Origin of the sequence: Dyella sp. S184 (assembly GCF_009766065.1) — a bacterium.
Taxonomy (GTDB): domain Bacteria; phylum Pseudomonadota; class Gammaproteobacteria; order Xanthomonadales; family Rhodanobacteraceae; genus Rhodanobacter.
In genome coordinates, this window is record NZ_LMUE01000002.1 from 218,724 (window position 1) to 241,200 (window position 22,477).

24 protein-coding genes are annotated in these 22,477 nt (G+C 59.8%); 7 read left to right on the top strand and 17 right to left on the bottom strand.

What is annotated here, in order from left to right:
- Nucleotides 1-27 precede the first annotated feature (27 nt).
- Together GSQ75_RS00945 and GSQ75_RS00950 are read right to left on the bottom strand one after the other, a co-directional pair.
- Nucleotides 28-681 carry a DUF6348 family protein gene (locus GSQ75_RS00945; protein ID WP_158752677.1) on the bottom strand — a complete coding sequence of 218 codons (654 nt, stop codon included), beginning with the start codon at nt 679-681 and terminating at the stop codon, nt 28-30.
- The gene (locus GSQ75_RS00950; protein ID WP_158752678.1) at nt 674-1,201 is read right to left on the bottom strand and encodes a M48 family metallopeptidase; all 528 of its coding nucleotides are present in this window, start codon (nt 1,199-1,201) and stop codon (nt 674-676) included. Before GSQ75_RS00950 ends, GSQ75_RS00945 begins: the two co-directional genes overlap by 8 nt.
- 79 nt (nt 1,202-1,280) lie before the next feature.
- Here GSQ75_RS00950 and GSQ75_RS19315 point away from each other — a divergent pair, with 79 nt between their 5' ends.
- Together GSQ75_RS19315 and GSQ75_RS19320 are read left to right on the top strand one after the other, a co-directional pair.
- Nucleotides 1,281-1,505, top strand: a complete 225-nt coding sequence (locus GSQ75_RS19315; RefSeq protein ID WP_343160916.1) for a hypothetical protein — start codon at nt 1,281-1,283, stop codon at nt 1,503-1,505.
- Nucleotides 1,435-1,647 (top strand): VOC family protein, encoded by a 213-nt coding sequence (locus tag GSQ75_RS19320; protein ID WP_343160905.1) that lies wholly within the window; start codon nt 1,435-1,437, stop codon nt 1,645-1,647. Before GSQ75_RS19315 ends, GSQ75_RS19320 begins: the two co-directional genes overlap by 71 nt.
- Nucleotides 1,648-1,806: 159 nt before the next feature.
- Here the strand turns inward: GSQ75_RS19320 and GSQ75_RS00960 are convergent, their stop codons facing one another.
- The 7 genes from GSQ75_RS00960 to GSQ75_RS00990 form a co-directional block, all read right to left on the bottom strand.
- Nucleotides 1,807-2,664 carry an OmpA family protein gene (locus tag GSQ75_RS00960; protein ID WP_158752679.1) on the bottom strand — a complete coding sequence of 286 codons (858 nt, stop codon included), beginning with the start codon at nt 2,662-2,664 and terminating at the stop codon, nt 1,807-1,809.
- Nucleotides 2,665-2,721: 57 nt separating this feature from the next.
- On the bottom strand, nt 2,722-5,319 hold the full coding sequence (locus GSQ75_RS00965; RefSeq protein ID WP_254058393.1) for a YadA-like family protein: 2,598 nt from the start codon (nt 5,317-5,319) through the stop codon (nt 2,722-2,724).
- A gap of 846 nt (nt 5,320-6,165) precedes the next feature.
- On the bottom strand, nt 6,166-7,065 hold the full coding sequence (locus GSQ75_RS00970) for a helix-turn-helix domain-containing protein (protein ID WP_254058394.1): 900 nt from the start codon (nt 7,063-7,065) through the stop codon (nt 6,166-6,168).
- 440 nt (nt 7,066-7,505) lie between these two features.
- Entirely contained in the window at nt 7,506-7,964 is a 459-nt protein-coding gene (locus tag GSQ75_RS00975; RefSeq protein WP_343160906.1) for a hypothetical protein, read from the bottom strand.
- Between the two features lie 35 nt (nt 7,965-7,999).
- Nucleotides 8,000-9,364, bottom strand: coding sequence for a tryptophan--tRNA ligase (locus tag GSQ75_RS00980; RefSeq protein WP_158752682.1), 1,365 nt, complete (start codon nt 9,362-9,364; stop codon nt 8,000-8,002).
- Nucleotides 9,365-9,398: 34 nt separating this feature from the next.
- On the bottom strand, nt 9,399-10,313 hold the full coding sequence (rocF, locus tag GSQ75_RS00985) for an arginase (RefSeq protein WP_158752683.1): 915 nt from the start codon (nt 10,311-10,313) through the stop codon (nt 9,399-9,401).
- 736 nt (nt 10,314-11,049) lie between these two features.
- On the bottom strand, nt 11,050-11,301 hold the full coding sequence (locus tag GSQ75_RS00990) for a hypothetical protein (RefSeq protein WP_158752684.1): 252 nt from the start codon (nt 11,299-11,301) through the stop codon (nt 11,050-11,052).
- 194 nt (nt 11,302-11,495) lie between these two features.
- Between GSQ75_RS00990 and GSQ75_RS00995 the strand changes: the two genes are divergently transcribed.
- A complete protein-coding gene (locus tag GSQ75_RS00995; protein WP_158752685.1) occupies nt 11,496-12,164 on the top strand; it encodes a DUF4142 domain-containing protein in 669 nt (222 codons plus the stop codon).
- A 270-nt stretch (nt 12,165-12,434) separates the two neighbouring features.
- On the opposite strand, the gene GSQ75_RS01000 is transcribed toward GSQ75_RS00995, so the two are convergent.
- Together GSQ75_RS01000 and GSQ75_RS01005 are read right to left on the bottom strand one after the other, a co-directional pair.
- Nucleotides 12,435-12,620: a DUF3606 domain-containing protein gene (locus tag GSQ75_RS01000; protein ID WP_158752686.1), complete on the bottom strand. Its 186-nt coding sequence runs from the start codon at nt 12,618-12,620 to the stop codon at nt 12,435-12,437.
- A gap of 9 nt (nt 12,621-12,629) precedes the next feature.
- Complete coding sequence (locus GSQ75_RS01005; RefSeq protein ID WP_158752687.1) at nt 12,630-12,860, bottom strand: hypothetical protein; 231 nt, start codon at nt 12,858-12,860, stop codon at nt 12,630-12,632.
- A gap of 576 nt (nt 12,861-13,436) precedes the next feature.
- On the opposite strand from GSQ75_RS01005, the gene GSQ75_RS01010 reads away from it, so the two are divergent.
- Nucleotides 13,437-13,829, top strand: coding sequence for a hypothetical protein (locus GSQ75_RS01010; RefSeq protein ID WP_158752688.1), 393 nt, complete (start codon nt 13,437-13,439; stop codon nt 13,827-13,829).
- A gap of 332 nt (nt 13,830-14,161) precedes the next feature.
- The gene (locus GSQ75_RS01015; protein WP_158752689.1) at nt 14,162-15,037 is read left to right on the top strand and encodes an IS1 family transposase; all 876 of its coding nucleotides are present in this window, start codon (nt 14,162-14,164) and stop codon (nt 15,035-15,037) included.
- A 111-nt stretch (nt 15,038-15,148) separates the two neighbouring features.
- On the opposite strand, the gene GSQ75_RS01020 is transcribed toward GSQ75_RS01015, so the two are convergent.
- The 6 genes from GSQ75_RS01020 to GSQ75_RS01045 all read right to left on the bottom strand — a co-directional run bounded on the left by GSQ75_RS01020 (nt 15,149) and on the right by GSQ75_RS01045 (nt 21,597).
- On the bottom strand, nt 15,149-15,529 hold the full coding sequence (locus tag GSQ75_RS01020) for a hypothetical protein (RefSeq protein WP_216840587.1): 381 nt from the start codon (nt 15,527-15,529) through the stop codon (nt 15,149-15,151).
- Nucleotides 15,530-15,697: 168 nt separating this feature from the next.
- Nucleotides 15,698-16,099 (bottom strand): hypothetical protein, encoded by a 402-nt coding sequence (locus GSQ75_RS01025; RefSeq protein ID WP_158752691.1) that lies wholly within the window; start codon nt 16,097-16,099, stop codon nt 15,698-15,700.
- Nucleotides 16,100-16,127: 28 nt separating this feature from the next.
- A complete protein-coding gene (locus GSQ75_RS01030) occupies nt 16,128-16,604 on the bottom strand; it encodes a hypothetical protein (protein ID WP_158752692.1) in 477 nt (158 codons plus the stop codon).
- 2 nt (nt 16,605-16,606) lie between these two features.
- Nucleotides 16,607-17,479 (bottom strand): RHS repeat-associated core domain-containing protein, encoded by an 873-nt coding sequence (locus GSQ75_RS19325; protein ID WP_158752693.1) that lies wholly within the window; start codon nt 17,477-17,479, stop codon nt 16,607-16,609.
- A 76-nt stretch (nt 17,480-17,555) separates the two neighbouring features.
- Nucleotides 17,556-18,578 (bottom strand): site-specific tyrosine recombinase XerC, encoded by a 1,023-nt coding sequence (gene xerC / locus GSQ75_RS01040; protein WP_158752694.1) that lies wholly within the window; start codon nt 18,576-18,578, stop codon nt 17,556-17,558.
- Nucleotide 18,579: 1 nt separating this feature from the next.
- Nucleotides 18,580-21,597, bottom strand: a complete 3,018-nt coding sequence (locus GSQ75_RS01045) for a CHC2 zinc finger domain-containing protein (RefSeq protein WP_158752695.1) — start codon at nt 21,595-21,597, stop codon at nt 18,580-18,582.
- A 149-nt stretch (nt 21,598-21,746) separates the two neighbouring features.
- On the opposite strand from GSQ75_RS01045, the gene GSQ75_RS01050 reads away from it, so the two are divergent.
- The gene (locus tag GSQ75_RS01050; RefSeq protein WP_158752696.1) at nt 21,747-22,103 is read left to right on the top strand and encodes a helix-turn-helix transcriptional regulator; all 357 of its coding nucleotides are present in this window, start codon (nt 21,747-21,749) and stop codon (nt 22,101-22,103) included.
- Between the two features lie 117 nt (nt 22,104-22,220).
- Nucleotides 22,221-22,472 carry a hypothetical protein gene (locus GSQ75_RS01055; protein WP_158752697.1) on the top strand — a complete coding sequence of 84 codons (252 nt, stop codon included), beginning with the start codon at nt 22,221-22,223 and terminating at the stop codon, nt 22,470-22,472.
- Nucleotides 22,473-22,477 lie beyond the last annotated feature (5 nt).

The window sequence follows — 22,477 nt, forward strand, 5'->3', positions numbered from 1 at the left end:
GGCGCCCTGTTTGTTTTCAGTCGCAGCTCAGTAGTCGCGCACGTCCAGCAGCATGAAACAACGGGCGCTGTAGTCGCGCACGCTCAGCGGCCACGCGACGGAATCGAGCGCAAGCGTTCCCGCGGTCCAGGGTTCGTTGTCCAGCAGCGCTTCGCAACGCGCATTGCCGTCCGTCCCGTGCTGGTGCACCAGCCGTAGCCAATGCAGCTCCGGTGCCAGCACTTCACGCTTCAATGCAGCCTCGATGGCTTCCAGCGCCTCCGATGAAATGGCCGCGATGCTTTCGTCGGCACCACGCAACGTGAACGGGCCGATGAATACGTCCCACGTGCGTACGCCGATCTCCCATGCGGCGATCCGCATCTTGCGGTCGTCGGTGACGTACCAGCAGGCGGCCAGCAGCAGATGGAAGGCATTCTGCTCGAACGTATGCAAGGCATCGCGACAACCGGCATCACCGTTGCCGATACCGGCGAAACTCTCCTCAATGCGGCGCTCCTCGCTCAGCACCACGTCGACATCGAGGCGACCCGGCTCACCCGCACTGCCCTCATGCCATTCGGCACGAATCGCGGGGAAATCGTCATCGGTGACCAGCCAGCCATCCTCGTCTGCTTCGAGCTCGACATCGTGCCGCTCGAACAATCGCAACAGGTATTTCTGCAGCGCTGCACTATCCATTGTCACTCCGGTTGTCTGCGTTGACCGTTGCTGGAAGCTCACGCCAGGTCAGGTACATGCGCAGGTCGAATTCTCGCTGGTGGTAATCCGGCAACATGTACGTGCATAGCTGGTAGAACGCCTTGTTGTGATCCTGTTCTTTCAGATGCGCCAGTTCGTGCACCACGATCATCTGCAGGAATTCCGGTGCGGCGGCCTTGAAAAGTGCGGCCACACGGATTTCCTTCTTCGCCTTGAGCTTGCTGCCCTGCACGCGCGAGATCGCGGTATGCAGACCCAGCGCGCGCTGCACCACGTCGAGCTTGCTGTCGTAGAGCACCTTGTCGATGACCGGTGCGTTTTTAAGGTATTGCTGCTTCAGATCCATCGTATAGGTGTAGAGCGCCTTGTCGCTCTGCACCGCATGGCGATCCGGATACTGCTTCGCCAGATGCTCGCCCAGGCGCTGCTGCGCGATCAGCTGCCGCACCTTGTCCTGTAACGCAGCGGGGTAGGCTTGGAGATATTTGAGCGGAAACATGGGGAGTATTCTCGCACTCCATCACGTTGCGCGTTAAGGTGCAGACGAGTGCTCCCAACTCTCACCCGGGAGGCGCCCCATGCATCACGGCAGGCTCAGTACCATCGTCATCGACTGCTACACCGACGATCTCGTTGCAGCGACGAAGTTCTGGAGCCACGCCCCGGGCAAATCGATCGCCCAAGCCGATCAGGGTTGTGACGGAAAATACGCCGAGCTGCAGACCGCCGCGGATGAACACATCATTACTTCTGCAGAAGGTGGATCACGTCAGTCGCATTCACCTGAACATCGAAGCCGATGATCTGCAAGCCAAGGCGGCCCGACTGGAGGGCCTGGGCGCCCGTCGTGCCGGGTTGGTACGCGACCGCTGGTGGTTGATGGAGGCGCCCAACGGCCATCGGTTCATGTCACATGAGGAATCGCTTGTGCTGCCGGAGTTATGAACGCCGCTTGCGACTGAAACGGTTGCGACTGCTGCTTGGCAAGTCTGCCGTGATCGGCACCGTGGTGGCTTCGCGCTACAGGGGGATTAGAGTACGTTGCGTATCGACACGAATTACCAGTGTGTCGCCCACGGTGCCGATCACGGCAGACTCGCCGTATCAGGATTGCAGTCGAGCCACCCCATTCAGCTCGACTCGACGATTGGGTGCCAGGCACGCAATCAGCTCGGGGCGCACGGCGTTCGAGCACTGCACGACCGGATCCGCCTTGCCGCGACCGTCCACACGTATGGCCGTGGTCGGCACACCTCCAGCGACAAGGTAGTTGCGCACGGCATCGGCCCGACGCTGTGACAACGCGAGGTTGTAGCTGTCGCTGCCGATACGGTCGGTATAGCCGATGACAAGGATGTCCTCGACCTGGCTGGCCGAACGTATTTTCTGCAGCAAATCGTCAAGCTGCTCGCGCCCTTGTGCTTTCAATTCTGCGCGATTGAAATCGAACAACGCATCGGATGCCAGGCGCATGGGGGCAAGATGCATGGACTCTTGCTGCGGCAGCGGCAGCGGCGCCGCGACGACAGTTGGCACCAGCCTTTCAAGCACGGACTTGCATGCCTCCGGTTTCCAGTAGAACCCACTGGCAAGGTGATCCTTGTCGAATGCCACCTGGTATTGGCAGCGGAAGAAACCGTCACCGCCCTCGGGTTTTCGGAAGTCAAAGATGTAGTTCCACTTCCGCACGCCAAACACACCTTCGCTGAAATGTGGCGCACCCAGCAACGCATACAACTGATCCTTGGTCATGCCGGGGGCTACATTCCGCAGGTTTTCCAGATTGACGAACGTCCCCTCAGGCCTGCTCGCATGTGCCGGATCGGGAAACGCAATACTCCCGCCATCATCGGCACCGGCAGACGGCGCTTGCCCATGCATCGTGCCGCAGCCTGCCGTCAGCATCAGTCCCGCCAATACCGCCGGCAACACTGCCCCTCTACACCCTGTAAGTAATTGCATGACTTATGCCCCTTCTTCAATCTTGGCCCAAGGAAATCGCGCGCGAAGCCTCACCATTCACCACTGCGTGCCAGCACCGATCGCCACACCCGTATCGCCGCGACTGTCGGTGGATCCGGTCAACTTGTAGACCCAGCGACCATTCTCGGAAATGGTTGAAATGCCGACCGCAAGACTGGATTCGCCACGGAACGTGCCGGCTGCAACCGACGCCATGCTCTTTCCTGGCTCGTACGCCTGCGGAAGCCCCGCCATGGCCATGGCAGCCGCGATGCCGGCATTGGCTTGATGGCTCGCCTGCTGGACCTGTCCGTTGGTATACGCAGCGGCCCAGTTTTCAGCCTGCTGGACGCCCCCATTCAATTGACTCACGTTGACTGCGTCGGTATCTGCGGTTCCGGGAGCCACGTTGTGAATCATCGTGTTCCCCGTGCCATTGCCCAAGCTCACATTGCTATAATCGACGCTACCATCCGAGTTGGTGTCATAACGTACGTTACCGGCAGTGGATGCAGCCACCGACGACGTGAGCTGCCCCACATTCACTGCATCGGTGGTCTCGGTACCAGCAGCCACGTTGGTGATCTGCCGGTCGTTCCCGGCGGCACCCACCGACACGGTGTTATCGCGATCGGCCACCGATCCCGCACCGATCGCCACCGAATTGTTCGCCGTAGCCGTGGCCGCATTGCCCACAGCAACGCTGTTGGTGCCACTTGCCGCGGCCACCGGTCCGATGGCTATGCTGTTGGCACCGCTTGCGCTCGAGTTAGCCAAGGTCGAGTTGACGTTGAAGTACTTCACACCTCCGTTAGTGCCCGGAGCAGCATTGATGAAATCGTTGTACAGGCTGTAATTGCTGTAGATGTTGGTGGGGTCCTGGGTCCAGTGCCACAGCTGGGAACCGTTCACCGCGTCCGTGCTGGTAGCAGTCTCGGCGCCAACCGCCAAGTTGGTAATACCGACCGGCGCACCACTATTGTCACCTGTCAGCGTGACCGTGTTGGTTGGATTACCCAAGGCATCGGCGTCGTACTTCACTGCCAGGTTGTTCACCGCTTGAACCTGGGTCCCCACGCCCTCCAACTGCGCCACGTTGACCGCGTCGTCGGCCGCTGAACCGGCCGCCACACCGGTGATCTGACGATTGCCAATATTGACCTCACCGGCCGAGCTCTGCAGCGCCGTCAGGCCGTAGGCCGTGTAGTTGGTGAGTGCGCCGACCAGCGTGGTCGAACCGTTGCCCAACGCAATGCTGTTGGCCATGCTGGCGTCGGCTCCCGCACCGAGCGCAAGCCCGTTGTCGCCGGCAGCGGTGGCGCCATTGCCCATGGCCACGCTGCTGACACCTCCGGCGTTGGCCAATGGACCGGCCGCTACGCTGTTGGCGCCGCTGGCATCCGCGCCAGCCAGGATCGAGTTGGCCTGGAAATACTTCGTGCCAGTGTTATTGATATTGGTGATGCTGTTGTCGGTCGCAAACAGCTGCGCACCGTTCACCGCGTCCGTACTGGTGGCGCTGAGCGCGCCCTGGTGCAGGTTGGTGATCGTGGTGCCTCCGGTCACGCCGCCATCCGTGCTGGTCGGACCAGCCAGGGTCACGATCGTGTCGCTGGGATCGTCGTACTGCACCGAGTTGGCCGCCAGCGCTCCCACGCCTTCCAACTGCGCCACGTTGACCGCGTCGGTAAGCGCACTACCCGGAGCCACGTTGGTGATCTGACGCTCCAGACCGGGTGAGCCGATCGATACCTCGCCGGCCGAGTTCTGCAGCACGCCGCCGAGACCGGGGGCAAGGTAACCCGTCACCGGGCCGCGGTCGGCAATGGACGCAAAGCCCAGTGCCACGCTGTTGATCTGATCCGAAGTAGCATTTGCGCCAAGAATGGTCTGTGCATTGGCCGTGCCCGAGGCGCTGTCGCCAATCACGACCGAATGCCCGAGACGCGCCGCGTAGTCAGCATCCGGCACGCCCTCAGGATCGGTCGGGCTGGTCAGGGTGCCGTCGCCGGGAAACGCCGTATTGGCATTCACGAGCGGCAACGTGTGACTGGCGTTGGTGCCGATCACTACTTCCTCCGAGCCGTTCGCCGTCGCGCCATCACCCACTAGCACTTGATTGTTCTGCGCGGCGTTCACGCCCCAGCAGGATTCTGTGACGAGGCCCGCGACGTTCAGGCATTGGGCTGCCCAAGCTGGAGCAGCACCAGGAAGTATGAGCCCGAGCAGCCCGTTGGGCGCACCATTGTTGATGTTGTAGATATAACTGTTGGACGTCGAGGCGCCGACCAGGGTGAGATTCGAGTTGATGCCAGTTTGGCCGACAAAGTTGCCGCCGGTTGAAACAAGCGGCAGTCCGGCCGCGGTCAGGTTGAGCAAAGGCAATCCAAGCGCACTGAGCGTGGAATAGCCTTGTTCAAAGTTGGCAGTGGACACATGCAGACCACCATTGGACACATAGCCAGGCGTGGGATTGAGTATGCCCAATACGGAGCCCGTGACTAGAAATCCTTGCGTCGAACCGGAATACGGAATGAGGCCATTGCCGACGATTTGACCGCTGGGATCCGCGCCCGGTACCGGCGCCGGAACATAACCCACCGGCAGATCGAGCGGGGTGGCCAGGGGTACCGCAGCCGACGGCATAGAAAACATGGGCAAAACCGTCGGACTGGACATCGAGCTTGACATGGGGATCGCGCTCGGCGACCAATTCTGTGTCTGATAGTCACCGCTCGGAACGTCATCGAGTGGCGATGCCAGCGTGGGTGTAACTAGAGTTGTTGTGACAAGAGCCTTCTGAAGCTTTAGCTGAGCCGCAGCAGTAGCCTTGGATCCGGCAGCTTGAACCGCAGGGGCCGCTGTGGCGGCGGCCGTCGCAACCGGCAATGGCTGTCCCGACTTTGTGTCATTGCCGGATTGAGCCTGTGCGGTAGCCACGTAGACGCAGCAACTCGCGCTCAGCAAAAGCATGCCAAGGAGCCTCGCGACCCCGCTGGCTCCAACAGAAGCAGACGTGCACGACCCGTGCTTCGATGACGACAATTCGGAAGCAACGACCAGTGCGTTGCGGGATGTACACCAAACGAGACGATAGATGTGATTCATTGTTGCCCCCTGACTGTTGGCAGATCCCGATAGGACCAGCACAACCTAGTCAACACGCGGTGAGATTGAACACGCGCCACAATCTACTGAGGCGCCCCGTATTCATTAGAGAGCACTGCGCATACTGCCTATGGACTAAATCGGCATGGCACTACGCGTATTTGGCAATGCGTAGGGCGAATGCGGCAAGCGCGTGCACAAATGCGGCAATCGTTCGCGCGGAGGTCATCACTCTCAACAACTGTTGCGCCGATGTACTCCAGTTATGGACGGCCGCACGGCACACAAACCTGCTGGCACGCATTTGTTGATACGTGCCACAAGAGGGGTGATGGAAAACGGGTTTGCCAAAGCGGACGCGTCGCAACTTCAGGCCGCGGACATGGACGCAATCTACGATGGTGCTCGCATCAGGGTGTCCCGCGGTAACTCTCCAAACAAGTCGCGGTAGTGACCAGCGAAACGAGACAGATCCCACAGTCCGCAACTCAGCGCCACCGATTTCACCGAATGTCGGCTTATGTCGGAAAGGGAAAGGTTCTTGCAGGCTGTGCAGAGTCGCAGCATCGTCAGATATTGAATCGGCGAAATGCCAAGCAGATCGTCGAATGCATAACGCAGCGCGCGTTCACTCACCCCGATCGCGGTACAAACCTCGTTGCTATAGATGTCATGACGCATGTTGGCGCACATGAATTGCTCCGCGCGCTGCACGATGAGATAACGAGTGCGACGCCCGTGCGAACACTGCGGACGATCCTCCGCACGCACGGACAGACCGGCCAGCAGGTGGCTGCCCAGCAACACCTCGATATCGTCACCCTGCGGAATCTGTGCGCGCGCATGGGAGTGATCACAGCTCAGACATTGGCGGATCCGCTCGAACTGCGCCCGCAACTCCTGTGCCAGTGGTCGCTCGCTCGACAGGTTGAACAGCGACAGCAGCTGCGCCGGAATCTCGGCTTGGTGCGGCACAAGTTCGGCTAACTTCCGTTGCAGCCGTTCAAGCGGCACCAGCAACATACTGATTTGGCTGCCGGCGCACAGCATAAAATCGCTTACGGTTTCGGGAAGAACGGTGAACGCCATGCCAGATCGAAGAGACGTGCCATGACACCAACTAGCCTCAGGCGTGTAGTGGATGTGGCCGATCAGACACCAGTTCACCGGCAACACAAAGCGCCCGCGGAACGAAAAGTTGGTTTCACCGCCGCAGAAGATCGCCCCATTCAGTACTTTGGAGTCGACAGTAGCCCATGCGCTGCGGGCATCCAGCAGTACGACATCCATCATGCAGACTTGCAGGATCCCGCTGAGGGAAACCAGGTTGCATGAACGCAAATTGATGTCTTGCCAAACGTCCATTGATCCGAGGCCTCTCCATGACGTCCCAACTCCGTCGACGGTGCCCATACCGCTTAATCAAGATCATGAACTGGCTTGTGACTGATCGGGGCTGCAACTCAAAGCATCTCAACTACATGCGCTGACATGGACCGCGTCCAGTGAAATCGGGGACGCCGAAACCAAAACAGTTGAGTAATGCTGTCACCCTCGACGTGTCCTTGGTGTGTCCCTTATGTGTCGCCGGCGTGATCTTGGCGTGATACCGGATCGCGAAGCATTGCCCGCGCTGGCGATTCCGACCCTGCGCGCATTGAGCGCGCCAATCTGATGGCGCATTGGCTCCCTCGTTCGGCATGCGGCCGGCCTTCGTGGGGGAACTAAAGTGATCAGCCGCTGCGCGGCTTCGTCGATGCTCGGGTATGCAAGATAGCGGGATCGGCTTCGTCGGTCGTCACCGTGGGCGGATGATTCCCAGCTATGGCTCGTGAAGGGATTCGTCTGTCAACAGAGAGTCGACGGTGGCGAAATCGATGAAAAATACCGTGGCGTGTCAACAGTGCGACCCCAAGCATGACGGCAAACGCACCATAGCCGTAAAGCGCGGGCAGTACTTGTTGCCAGATCAATCCGCTCGTACGCCCACCGAACTGATCAACCGTTGGCAGCAGGGCCGTTTCGAAACCGAACAACGTACCCTGCACCGCGGCGATCAGCGCCAGCAGCAACGCCACGAAATCAAAAATGCGCCGGCCCGAGGTTCGCGGCAGATTTCTGGGATAGGCCCAGTAGGCCCAGCACAGGATCAGCAACCACGGCGCAAGCAACAGGATGGCCAGGTAACGCATCGATCAATCACTCCGTCGGTTTGAACCGCCGCGCATCAATCCTGCGCAGCGAGCCGATCCAGCGCTTCGCGCAGCCTCAGCAGGGCTTCGTCACGTGACTGCTCATCGCGGTAGTCGGGTGTGCTGGCGACCTGCTCGCCATCCAGCTCCAAGGTCATGCCCTGCGGCTGGATCTGCAGCACGGTACCGGCCGCACCCAGCGTCTTGAGGCGCTTCTGCAGCGCGCCGGCCGCCTTCGGATCGGCGAACGAGATCGACAACAGCAACTCCTCGCCTTCCGCGGAGAACAGGCGAAAACGGAAGTTACCATCGGCATCGCGGAAACTGGCGAAGCGCGGCATTTTGTCCTGCTTCGTGACCGTCTTCGGCGAGGCCGTGATGGCCGCCGACGTACTGGCCGAACGCAGCCCCAGCGCATCGCGCAAGGCGGCGATCTTGGGCGTGGCGATCGCACGCGCCTTCTGCGCACCCTGCTGCAGGATCGTCTCGATCGCTGCCGGATCAGCCATGAACACCTCGTAGCGCTCACGCATCGGCGCCACATCGGTCTCGATGCGTTCGTACAGCACCTGTTTCGCATCGCCCCAGCCGAGGCCATCCAGCAGGGCCTGATGGAATGCCGCCGTCTCGGCCTCACTGGCAAACGCACGGAAGATGGTGAACAGCGCAGAGCTGTCCGGGTCCTTCGGCTCACCAGGCAGGCGCGAATCGGTGACGATGCGCATGATCGCCTCGCGCAGTTGCTTCTTGCCACCAGCGAACAATGGAATCGTGTTGTCGTAGCTCTTGGACATCTTGCGGCCGTCCAGGCCCGGCAGGGTAGCCACCTGCTCCTCGATCAGCGCTTCAGGCAACACGAAAAACTCTCGACCATGGATATGGTTGAAACGCTGACCGAGGTCACGTGCCATCTCGATATGCTGGATCTGGTCGCGCCCCACCGGCACCTTGTGCGCGTCGAAGGCAAGGATATCGGCCGCCATCAGCACCGGATACATGTACAGGCCGGCGGTGATGCCCGCATCGGCGTCCTCGCCCGTCTCCGTATTCCGATCCACCGCCGCCTTGTAGGCGTGCGCACGGTTCAGCATGCCTTTGGCAGCGACGCAGGTGAGGAACCAGGTCAACTCGGGAATTTCTGGGATGTCCGACTGGCGATAGAACGTGACCCGCTGCGGATCGAGGCCGGCGGCGAGCCAGGTCGCGGCGATCTCCAGGCGCGAGCGCTCGATCCGCGCTGCATCGTCACTCTTGATCAGCGCGTGATAGTCGGCCATGAAGTAGAACGCATCGACGTCAGCGCGCCGGCTGGCTTCGACGGCCGGGCGGATCGCACCCACGTAATTGCCCAGGTGCGGGGTACCGGTGGTGGTGATGCCGGTGAGGACTCGAGTCTGCATTAGGGTTCGCTTGTGATGTCTTCGAGCAGCGCAATCAGCGCAGCAGCGTGGATTTGCCAAACAGCGATTCGACCAGGTCCACCGCCAGCTTGGCGGTCTGGTTGCGCTTGTCGTACGCCGGGTTCAGCTCGACGATGTCCAGCGATGCCATGCAACCGGTGTCGGCGATCATCTCCATGCACAGCTGCGCCTCGCGGTAATCCGGACCACCACGCACGGTGGTGCCGACGCCAGGTGCAATGCTGGGATCGAGGAAATCCACGTCGAAGCTCACGTGCAGATGGGTATTTCCATCGACGCCGGCCAACGCCTCTTCCATGACGCCCTTCATGCCAATCTCGTCGATGCGGCGCATGTCGAACACACTCATGCGCGCCTCGCGCACCAGTTGCTTTTCGCCTTCGTCGACCGAGCGGATGCCGATATAGCGGAAAACGTCAGGCGTGGTTGCCGGCGTATTGCCAGTGAGACCGGTGAGCTCGGCCGGCCCGGTGCCGCACAGGCAGGCCACCGGCATGCCATGGATGTTGCCCGACGGCGTGGCCTGCGCGGTATTGAAATCGGTATGCGCATCCAGCCACAGCACGCGCAGTTGCTTGCCTTCGTCGTGGCAATGGCGCGCCACGGCCGAAATCGAACCAATCGCCAGGCAATGATCCCCGCCCAGCATGATCGGCAGGCGAGCTGCCTGAAGCTCCTGGTGTACAGCCGTATAGACGGCCGTATTCCAGGCCACCACCTCGTCCAGATGACGGTAACCGTGCGTGGGCGGCTGCCATGGATTGAGCGGCCCCTGCAGGTTGCCGCGGTCGATCACCTGTAGCCCACGGCGTTCCAGCCTGGCCGCCAGGTTGGCTACCCGCAGTGCTTCCGGCCCCATCGCGGCACCGCGATGTCCGGCGCCGATGTCGGTCGGCACACCAATCAGTGAAACGATCCGCTTGTTCATGAGCTTGTCTACCTGCGTGTGGCATCTGATGGCGCAGGCCAGAGCCATCGCGCACCACCAGCGTCGGTGTAGCGGCAGCGACCCGCGAAACACGACTTCGCGCCGTTGCTTCCGGGTGTACTGCCGCCGTCCCCGTGAAAAGGGGCTCGCAACATGCCTCATGTGCGAACCCACCGAAGTTTACCGGAACGGGATCACCCACGCCCTGCGGGCCGTGCCAGGGCCGTCCTGCATGTCGGACGTCAAGCATGCGAGCACGATCGAACCCCCGTTCGGCACCAACAGTACATGCAGGAATACTGCGACGGCATGCCACAGCCCCCAGACAGGAGGCCGCCTACCGGATCACGCCAGCCAGTCGACCCATCATCGAGTCGCGGGCAAGCAGCGCACCGTATTTCATCGCAGCATGATTCAGCCGGATTCAATCTGGCGACTTCGCGCCAACTCATCCTCACGGCGCGATCGCGCCCCGGGATACCAAGACACTAACTCGTCGCAGATAGCCACGCCTTCTGGCCGCGTATCCCGTACGACCTTCCCCATCCGCATCCCTGCAAACAACGCCACAGCACGCCGGAAGGCGGAGTGCGCAATAAACGTTTGCATGCCATTGATCCCCGGCTGCCCCTGTGCAACCGCCGGCCGAGCATAGCAAGTTCTTACGTTGCGTGCGCCACCTCATTTCCCATAGGAAATCGTCGATGCGGACGCTGCAGATACCGCGCCTTTCGCTCTAGCGATAGCAATACAGACTCTCTGCCTGCGGATCCGGCACATGGCCGTATTTCGCCAGAATGACCGGATCCGAATACTCGCCACGGTCCGTGTCTGCGGCCTGCGCATACACCAGTACCCCTTCGCACTCCCTGGCAAGCTGCTCGCCGCGGCGACGCGCAAACTCCTCCATGCCATGAAGCACTGGCTTCTCGGGCAAGACCGCTCCATCCACTTCGTGAAAGCTCTGCACCACGTAGAGTGTTTCCATGATCTGCCCTCGTGTCTTACTCCGCATAACCCCCGCATAAGCCTGCAGATGTGTGAGTACACGATTCGCGACGAAGTCGTTAAGTGTTTGTCGAGTGTTCAGCCAAAACGGCCCAAAGCTTGATAGCCCGTCACATGCCCTTTTCAGTCCGTCGGGTCTCATCGGTCTTCCAGCTATCAACGGAGAGGATCGACATGACCACACAACACGTTTGCCAGGTGCTCGGCAGTGCATTGCTTCTGAGTCTGGCTTGCGCAGCGATGGCCCAGTCCGACGGGTCGGTAGATGCAAAGAGTTCGACCAACGCCACGGACAGCACGTTCATGCAGCATGCCGCCGCCGATGGTCTGGCTGAAGTGCAATTGGGCCAGATGGCGCTGGAAAAGTCTTCCGATGCGCAAGTCAAGCAGCTCGCGCAGGGCATCGTCGATGACCACACCAAGGCCAACGACCAGTTGAAAGCGCTGGCCCAGAGCAAACAGGTGACACTCCCCACCGCGCCCACGTCGGACGCACTGAAAGAGAGCAAGGATCTGCAAGCGAAGAACGGCGACGCCTTTGATCAGGCGTGGTTGAAGGACATGGTCAAGGACCATCAGGCCGCCGTGAAAATGTTCACTCAGGAAAGCAAGCAGGCGAAAGACCCGGATGTGCATCAGTTCGCGCAGACCACGCTGCCAACACTGAATACCCATCTGCAGATGGCCACGAAACTGGCAGCCATACCCGATGCGCGCGACAAGGCCATGGATCAAACCACCAAATCGATGGCAGGCAATCCGATGGGCAGCATGCCCACAACCGCCGCGCCAACGGCCACGCCACCAGCCAGCGATGCGCCATCGCCAGCCATCAAGCATTGACCATGCATGATGTCCCAGACGGCTGATCAACTTGGTCCGGACCGACGGAGTTGGGGACTGGCTGTCGAACCAATCGGAAATTTTCAAAACAAAAAGGGCCCGCATCACTGCGGGCCCTTCGCTGTAACTGGTGCGGCACCCGGCACCGCATGGTGCCTTTTAAAGCCTTATCTCATGCCATTTCAGTCTATGTGATGTTTGCAATTGTCCCCAAAGTTGCCCCCAGGCTTTGCCAGCTGCCCTGCCCCTTTCAGCACCTAAGCAAGTGGTCTATGCCACGTCGGAAGCGTCGAAGACTACCAGCGTGAACCGGGTGGCGAGGTACAGCCCGACCACGCCTACCTCGGTGCTGCGAGTAGCGCGGATCGCCTCGATCAGCTCCTGATCGCTGCAGCTGAAGCATCCACACCAGTGCGCGCGGCTCAATGGGCTGCCTAGGTCGATCCTTTCATCCATGACACGCACTCACGCCGCACTGGTGCCTGCGGCCCGGTCGAAGTGCGCCAACCTCATCAGCGAACCGAGTCCGCGCATTTCAACGCAGGTCGGTTGGCCGTTCCGATAGTGCTCGTCGCGGGCCGCCTCTCGAGCCAGCTTAATCGCGGGGCTGAGCTGCATCTGGGTGAACAGAGGCGCGCCCATGCGGCAAATACTCCACTGCCCGTCATCGGCTTGTTTGAGGGTATAGACGACCATGTGGAGCACCCATGCAAAAGGAAATGCCCGGCCATCTGCTCCGTCAGGCGATAAGCGAACAGGAGCAAGATCGGCTGACCAGACTCACGGACGTCGTCAGGGTGCACGTACTGCTGCGGAGCGTGAATCGGCGGTCTGCGTGAAAGCCTGTAGGCGTAAGCCGACGCCAGCTACGCGGAAAAACGGTAGTGTCTCAGTTTGAAATCTAATCCGATCGCCGATTCCTTGAGCGGTCAGGCATGCGGCTTCATACTGTAGGTATGCCTACTAAGCCGAAAAGACCCCGCGACCCGAACCAGCTAGCGCACCTCATCGCTGCGATAGCGACGGGTGAGGCTGATGACGTCAAGACAGACGACGGGAAGAACCCGGCTGCGGTCGCGCTTGGTCGCAAAGGTGGCCTAAAAGGCGGGAAGGCTCGCGCAGAGTCTATGAGCTCCGAGGAACGATCAACCATCGCCAAGAAAGCTGCTTCAGCCAGATGGAAAAAGTGACTACTTCCTTTTTTCTTTGACATTGCCAGAATAAGGAATAAGATCGTCTCTAGTCTATAGAAAATAGGCTGGAGAAATTTCCATGGCTTATGACATTGATGAAGCAGCAGCAGCTGAGCTTGAGAGCATCAAGGAGCAAGCTCGTATTCTCAAGGCGCGTAAAGAGGAACTCGATATCTATCTGCGTGTAAAAGCACGCCTGGAGGGCCTTCCTGCCGTAAAGCAGCCTGCTGCCGTGAATAAATCAGTAACCCCGCGATCAAATTCTACTAAAGCTCTCGTGATTGACTTGGCTACTCAACTGATCGCCGAAAATGGGCATGTCACAACGAAAGAGCTTCTAGAGATTGCTAGCTTCAGAGGCATTCATGTCGGGAGCAAAGCTCCGATATTGGCCGTGAGCAAGATGATGAACGGAAGCGGAGAGTTTCAGCTTAAAAACCGGAAAGAAGGGTGGGTTTTTGCTGAGAAGTGAAGCCCCTAGCCGTTGGCGCGGTGTCGGGGCTTTTATATCAACTCGGGTGAGCGACCCGGACCAACGCCGTGAGGTCATCACGACATCAGGAACAAAGATGGACTGGCAATCTAGACAGCGCATTGCACCACTAACAATGGTGGTCACGATGCGGCTGACACTTACCTTAATACCTTAAGTCACATCCTAAGAACGGCTGAGTTAGGCCGTTCTTAGGACTATTGTCGCCCCATAACCATGACTTGTCTAGGTATGTGCGGGTGCCTATCAAATCCATTTCAAATTGAACTTTATGCTTGACTAGTCAGGCATGATGGGTTATTGTCCAACCCATGAACCGCATGCCGCTAGCAGAACGCGCCAAAATCCTAGGCCTTCTCGTTGAAGGCATGAGCCTGCGTGCGGTTTCGCGGATCGCTGATTGCTCCATCAACACCGTGACCAAGCTACTTGTAGACGTCGGTACAGCCTGTGCTGAGTTTCAGGACGCAACGATGCGCAACCTGCCTTGCAAGCGCATCCAGTGCGACGAAATCTGGTCGTTCGTCGGTGCCAAGCAAAAGAACGTCCCGGCTGAGCGCGAAGGTGAGTTCGGCGTCGGTGATGTGTGGACGTGGACGGCCATTTGCGCCGATACCAAGATCATTGCTTCATGGATGGTTGGTGATCGTGGCGCTGCCGCTGCAAACGCCTTTATCGCTGATCTGGCGGGACGTCTCTCTAACCGCATCCAGCTCACGACGGACGGCCACAAGGTCTACGTGGATGCGGTAGAGCGGGCATTTGGTTCGGATATCGATTACGCCATGCTCATCAAGCTGTTCGGTGAAGGCCCTGTTTCACCGGAACGCAAGTACAGCCCGAGCGAGCATATCGGCACCAAGACTGTACGCATTGAAGGTGAGCCGAATCCGGCCCATATCTCGACCAGCTACGTAGAGCGCCAGAATCTGACCATGCGCATGTCGATGCGCCGTTTCACCCGGCTTTCCAATGCTTTCAGCAAGAAGGTGGACAACCATATGCACGCGGTCGCGCTGCACTTCATGCATTACAACTTCGGTCGCATCCACAAGACGCTGCGCGTCACCCCCGCGATGGAAGCCGGCGTATCTGACCATGTATGGTCGCTGGAAGAGATTGCGGCGCTTGTGAAAGAGCCAGTTGCTAAGGCTCGCGGCCCGTACAAGAAGAAACAGGCTGCTTAATTTTTCACGAAACTCTTAGCCAGCCGCATCAGATCGCGAAAAATGATCGCAGGGATGGCTAGTGCAAGAAGCAGGCTATCTAAGAACCCTTCTCTGGCTGCGAGAAGTAACTTACTCATGTCGGTTCTCCCAGATTTCCATCCCGAAGCGAATTGTTCCAAGGATGAGGACGACAGAACACAGAGCCACATCCACATAGATCAACCATATCTCAACGTGCGTGATGATATCGAGCACGTTTTGGGGAAATTTGTGGAAGCCATCAAGGCCGCTGACTGCGTAGGAAACAACCCAAACAAGAAGTATGAACACAACAAAGATCAAAGCTGTTCCGGCAAGATGCCCGACGAGCTTTAATAGCGATCCCCAGAAATTGCTGGGCGCGCTACTTCGGAAGCGCACCGATCGTCCCATGATGAACAAGGAAGTCTCCCCCTGACTATTCCTTGCTGGCACTGTACCCGCATCGGCCATCATTTCAAACTGAGACACTACCGGAAAAACGAGCGGAGCGTGACACACCCCTTTATGTTCCACTATGAGGGGGTAAGCACATTCCAGCCGTCAAGTTCAGATGGCCAAACACTACAAAGAAGAACGCCCCGCACAGGGCGGGCATTCTATCCAGTCATCCACAGAAGCTAGCTTCGGCTAGGGCGATCAGGCATTTTGGCGTGTGGCTGCGGTTAAGCGTGCATAACTCCGCCACCAAGACCAGATAAACATGGTCAGTGCGAAGACGTTCAGGCCAATTTGCGCACTACCAAAACCTGCGCTCACTATGAAGTTGAGGCCGAGCGTGAAGGAAAATTGAAGTAAGGGGCTGACAACGTGGAAAAGTTGGATAGCGAAAAACAGAAGTCCGCCATAAATGCCCCACCTTTGCCTCTGGAGCGAACCCACAGCCGAAACAATGCCGAGTGCGGCGAGGGCAATGTTGGTGCATAGAAAGGTAGTCGTAGAACTGGTGCTCACGAAGGTGGAATACACCCAAGCGAGACCAATGAGACTGTGAACAGTTTGAATGCCTGCGATAACCTTATCTTGTCTTGTCAGTAGCATAGCCTGCCTATCCTTGTACGTAGTTGGCCTAACGCCCACCAGCACAATATGCGTTGTCATTTGGGGATCTAGTCCACACCACCCCCAAGTAGTACATCGTTGACTCACCTCCTCTTGCTGCATCGATAGTCAAACTTCTATCGGCCTTGCAGAACCTGATCGTTGACTCTGCTCCATGTGCTTCACTCGAACCTTTCAGCGTCCAGCCATGATGAGGAAGCTCATTTTCGTAGTAAGTAAGCAGCGCGCTGACAGGGGACGTAGCGCGAAAATGCCTTGCAACACCGACTGCACCACCACGATTGAACGTGGTTAATTGGTCGATAGGGACGTCCCCCGACGGCACCGGAATAGCAGAAAAATCATCACGCAAGATCGACATCGAGGGCTGTCCCGGCAAGGGTCGAGCATCGTTCCTTTCGAGTACTTTGCCACCCAAAAAAATTAGCCCAATCACTACAGCAAAGTAAATTAGGTTGGCCGACTTCGCTGAAATGATGCTCATCATCACCACCCATGCCCGAGCGTGCCTTGTTGGTCAGAGTATGTTGAAGCTCCCGATACCCCACCAAACCCAAAACCTGTTTCGACGGCAGTGCCCGTGGAATTAGTAGCAATAGCGCCACCCACAATATCGTAATACCCAAATTCCTTTGTCCAACCTCTAACAAAATCGTCAACATCGGCGCTGGTATGGCACGGTTTAAGCAAATTTCCGGCTGCGATTGAGAACCCCCAATTTTTACCGCTCGCAATCGATTTCGGCGTGCCAAACGTAAAGCCTGCCGTACCGAACAAACTACCATCCCTGGTCAACGTGTATCCAAATGTAAAAATGGAGGGAATGGTCACGTTCGCCGTGACGTAATCTGGTGCGAACTGTTCACCGAGCTGCATACATCCCTGCGCACTCATACCAGCGCACAGGTCTGTATCTGCCCTAAGCCCGAACCGATCTGTGTGGCTCAGCGGATCATTGCCGACATAGGCATAAGTCGATATGCCGCCAGCAAGTCCGGTCGGATCACTTTGCAGATACCGTCCCAGCGCTGGCTCATAGTTCCGGAAGCCGTTGTACACCGTCCCTGTCTCGGCGTCGTAGTACTGGCCCGGGAACCGAAGATTCAGCACGTAGCCCGTCGTCGACGTCGGCTGTTGCTCCCCAAACGGATTGCCCTGATAACCCCATACAGTGGCCCCTGACGCGAGTTCGTCGTACCGGAGGTCGGTTTCCCTAGGCGTAGTGCGGGTTAGCGAGCGGCTGACGAAGACACCTTCTCCCTGTTCGGTGCGATTTTTCCCTAGACGCGAGTTTCCGTGGCGCAGCGCACGCGCGCAAGTGACGGTGCAACAGGCTGGCCAAAATTGCGACTGTCGCAATTTTGAAGCTCGATGAGACGTTCCTGATCGAGGACCATAATTGCGACTGTCGCAATTTTGGTGCGCGAAGAGACCTTCAGCCGATCGGTTCGCCGTCGATGGCTACCCGCTCGGTACGGGCCAGTTTCGCCGGGTGGGTCGCCGCGTGGATCTTCTGCAACTTGTCGATCGAGACGTGCGTGTAGATCTCTGTCGTCGCCAGGTTGGTGTGACCGAGCAGTGCCTGGATGTAGCGGATGTCGGCCCCGTTCTCCAGCATGTGCGTGGCACAGGCATGCCGGAAGAGATGCGTGGCGCCGGGCCGATGGATGCCGGCCGCCTCCATGTAGCCCTTCACCTTGTGGTGCAGCGAGTCAGGCAACATCGGTTCCCCGAGGTCGCTGATAAACAGCGCTAGCGTGTCGACCGGCATGAGCATCGGGCGTGCTTCGACCAGATACTTCGTCACCCATGCCGCCGCACGATCGCCCAGCGGCACGACCCGATCCTTACGCCCCTTCCCTTCGCGCACGAAGACCAAGCCGCGTCTAAGGTCGATGTCGTAAATCGCCAGCGTCGTCACCTCCATGCGCCGCAGCCCGGTGGAGTACAGCAGTTCCAGCATCGCTCGATCGCGCAGGCCCGGTGCGTTGACCGGCACCGCCTCACGCAGGATCGCCTCGATGTCCTCCACTGACAGCAGCGTGCGGGGCAAGCGTTTGGGTAGCTTGGGCAGTATCAGTTCGGACGCGGGGTTGTAGAGGACGTGGCGCTCGCGCGTCAGCCACTTAAAAAAGGTCTTCAGCGGGGCGAGGCAACCGTGCTGACTGCCCAGCGTCATCGGTTGTCCATCCGGTTTGCGGTAGTAAAACAAGCTCTTCTGATACCGCTCCAGCATCGGCGGCGTGATGGCGCGCGGATCGTCCAGGTGCCGCTCGGCGCACCAGGTGATGAAGCGACGCAGCGCGCTGCGCCGGGAGCGCACGGTCTCCGCGCTGTAGCTGTGCGTGAGCAGCCATTCCAGGTGCGCGTGCATATAGCGTGTCAGTGGATGCGACGCCAGAGGATCGATCGGCAGCGTGACGGGTTTACCACCGGAGGCGACGCGCTTGCGGCCCATGTCAGGCGACGCGCGAGGATGAGGCGTACGACGGCACGACCGACGGGCTCAGGACGTGCGTTTGCCGTGGCGGGATCGACGGATGCGCAGCAGGCGTTGCCACGCTTGGATTAGCCGGCGTTTCCACCGACCGTGAAGCGGCCGCGTTGATGCCGCGAGCCGGCCGCGATGACCCCGCGTTCTCGCTCTCGGCCCCCCGCGAAGTGGCCATCGTAGCCACATCGATCAGACCTGACAGGTACGGCGCTGCACCACCGTCGCCGTCATACAGCAGCTCATACACGAAGCTCTGCCCGCGACTGCCGCGATGGACGAGCAGGTATTCCATCGCCACCAGTCGTTCCAGATGCACCCGCAGCTGCGTGTCGCCCCACGCCGTGGTGTCACGCACCTCCCGCCGGCTGAAGCGCACCTCGCTGCGCGGGAGCGCATCGGTGTGCATCCGCGTGGCCACCATCGTGCACAGCGCACGCAGCAGACCGCGGGTCTGGGGTGGCAGCTCGTCCAGGCTGCGCCCGAGCATGTCGTGCGCGAGCGCATTGGCCTGCGCGAGGTCGGCCAGCGTCACCTCGACGTACTCGATGTCCTTGCCACGATGCGTCGTGTGTTGGATCGGTCGCTGGTACTGATGCAGCAGCGCGATCGTATCGATCAGCGTGAGGTACTTTTCATGATCGCGTCGCGTGCGCGTGCGATCGTCCATAAAGGTCAGTTGATCGGCGTACGGATTGACCACGGCCAGCGGACGCAACAACCGCTGTGCATTCTGCTGACGGGTGCACAGGTGCTCGCGTTCTTCGCGAGCCAGCAGGCCATCGAGCGTTCGACGGGTGCGCTGCCGGCGATGGATCGCCTGGGTCTGTTCGCGTCCCTCGTCCACGCTCAACACCAGACAACGATTCAACAGTTCTTCGTCGATCTCGATGGCGGTGGTGGTCAGGAAGATCATCACCGGACCTTCCACGCGATACTCCTGCGTGACCAGGTTGCCGGTCGCCGGATCTTTGCCGGTGCTGGCAATCGTCAGCTCGCCCTCGGACTGCAACAGCTTCAAGGCGTACGCCGCACGGCGCACGCCTTCTTCCTCGGCGATCGCGAGGATCTTGTGCTTGAGCTGGGTCTGGCCGAGGTAATACAAACTCTGTCCGGTCATCGCCGAGTAGCGGAAGCGTTCTTCCTCCGGCATAAAGGCCAGCACCGCTTCCATCAGCGAGGATTTGCCGGCCGCCGTCGAGCTTTGCACCACCACCGCCAGGGGCGCGGCGAGCTTGCGCGAGACCGCCGCCAGATACCCGATCAGCTTGTTGGTGCGCTCGCCGACCACGCCGCACGCCTCGAAGTCGGCAAGGATCTGTTCCAAGAGGTTCGGCGATTTGAGGAGCGCGAGCGCGGCGTCGCGCTCGTCGTCGCTCAGCGTCACCGCTGCCGGGGCCACCGGCTCCAGTGCTTTGCGGATCTGTGCATCCTGCACCGTTTCCAGCTGCAGCAACAGGCGGCCGAGATCCGCTTGCATCACGCCTTCGGCCACGCCCAGCGCAACCGCCGCCTGTGTGGCGTAACTGGTGCGCGCACGCGCCCCATAGAGGTCCAGTGTGTCGACGTAAAACGCCTCGCTACGCGAGACGAGCAGATTCACCTTCAAGGTGTCGGGGCTGAGATTGCGCGACAGACCCCGCACGCGATAACGACGCTCGCCGAGCGTCAACACTACTTCGCTGTCGCTCACTTCGGCGGCGATCGGTGCGGGCACCGATGGCAGCGGTGACGCGGGCAGCGCCGGTTCCGGCGGTGCAGCCGGTGGTGCGGTTTCCACCGCAACAGCGGCGACTAAAGAAGACGCATCGAGCACGATCGACGGTGAGGCATCGTGCAGCATCACGCATTCGTTTTCCGGCCGTGCCGGCGGCTGGCCTTCGCCCAACCAGAGGGCTTTGCGGATCACCAGGCCGAGCGATTTCGTCGCCGGTTGCACAGCCAGTGCGTACGCATTGGCGTCCATCCCTTTGGGAAAGGGGATGCGGTAACACGCGATGCCGACGGCTATGAGTTGCGTGGCCAGCTTCTCGGCGGCGGCATCACCCGCCGCATCACGGTCGTACGCGATCAGCACGCGCTCGGTGCCGTACTGCTGGAAGGCCGCCAAGTGATCGGCGGTGAAGCCTTCCACACCGTAGGCGGCAGTGACGTTGCGATAGCCGGCACACCAGAAGGTCATCGCATCGATCAACGCTTCGCACAGGATGATTTCGGGACTGCTGGCCACGGCCTCGACGTTCCACAGGCCGCGATGCGGTCCGGGTAGATACAGATGCAGCGGTGTGCCGGTGCGCAGGTTGGGCGTGATCTTGCGGCCGTAGATTTCGGTGATGTCGCCGTGCGCATCAAGCACCGGGATCACCAGCGAGCCATTAAAGTGTTCGTGACCGGAGTCGCGCACCAGACCCAGCGTCTGCAGGCGGGTGCGGATGTCGGCGCCGGCCTTGCGATTCTTGTCCGGCAATCGCAGGCCCAGCGTGCGATTAGCAAAGCCCAGTCGGAAGCGCTCGATCAGCTCCGGGTGGTTGAGACCGCGCGACTGCAGATAGGCCAGGGCCTCGGGACTCTGCATCAGCGTGTCGTGGTAATAGCCGATCACCTGACGCAGCAGCGCGCGATCGTCCGCATCCGACGAGACCGGCGCCGGCAGCTTCGGCACGCTCGACGAGCGCACCACGCGGTCGAGTGGCGATGTCGACGGCAAACCTTCGCGCAACAGTTCCACCGCATGCCGGAAGCTCACGCCCTCGGCCTTCATCACCCAGTCGATCGCCGTGCCGCCGATCTGACACGCACCCAGGCAGTGCCACAGGTTCTTCGCCGGCGACACCACTAGCGAGGGTGTCTTGTCCTCGTGGAACGGGCAGCGGCCGATCCAGTCGGCGCCGTGACGGGTCAGCGCGATACCGCGGGCTTCCACCAGGCGCTGCACCGACACGTCCGCTTTCAGCCGCTCGATTTCGCTCTCGGGGATACGGGCCATAAAACGGGTCTCCGGGCAAAAACCTGTCAAGGGGGTAAAGCAAAAAATAACTGGATTGATGTTTACCCCATTACGGGGTAATGTCAACCTCATTCTTGCATCACGAGGACTACGCTTTGAAGCCAGCACAGTTCGATTGGATTGACCAGATGGCATCGGGCGATACCGCTTTCTTCACCTTGCTCGGCAAGCGCGTCGCGCAGCTGCGGCAGGATCGTGGCGTGACGCAGCAGCAGTTGGCGGATACCTTGGGTATCGCCCAGCAAACCTTGGCCAACTACGAGACAGGGCGCTCACGCCTACCTGCATCCATGCTGCCGACACTAGCCGATTTGTTCTGGGTTCCCGTGGATGTCCTACTGGGGCATAACGATCAGCGCACCAAGAAGCCCGGCCCCGTGCCCAAGTGGCAACAACAGATCGAGACGATTGCGCAGTTGCCCAAGCCCAAGCAGCGGCTGGTGACGCAGATGATTGATGCGTTGTTGCAACAGGCGGCCCGCTAGGCGGCTAAAAGATAACGATCTGGCAGCGCATCGCCGATCGCATAGCACCGACCTCGCGGGCTGCCTCAAGCAGCTTGTGGGGTCGGTTTTTTTATGGACTAAGAGAGGAGCACAGCCATGGGCTACGGCTATTCGAAGACGATCACCAAGACACCGAGCGGTGCGTGGTCCTGGTCGGTGCTCGATCCTCACCAGCAGCGCCTCGCCAGCGGCACCGATACCAGTCAGGACGCCGCAGATCTCGCGGCTGTCGCCGCGCTGGCCAACCAGCTCGTGCTGGCCGGCGTGCTGCGCGACGACGGCGAGCCGATGTCGGGTTATTGGGATGTTGATAACGACAACACCGCAGCGTCGAACGTTGCTGACTAGGTAGA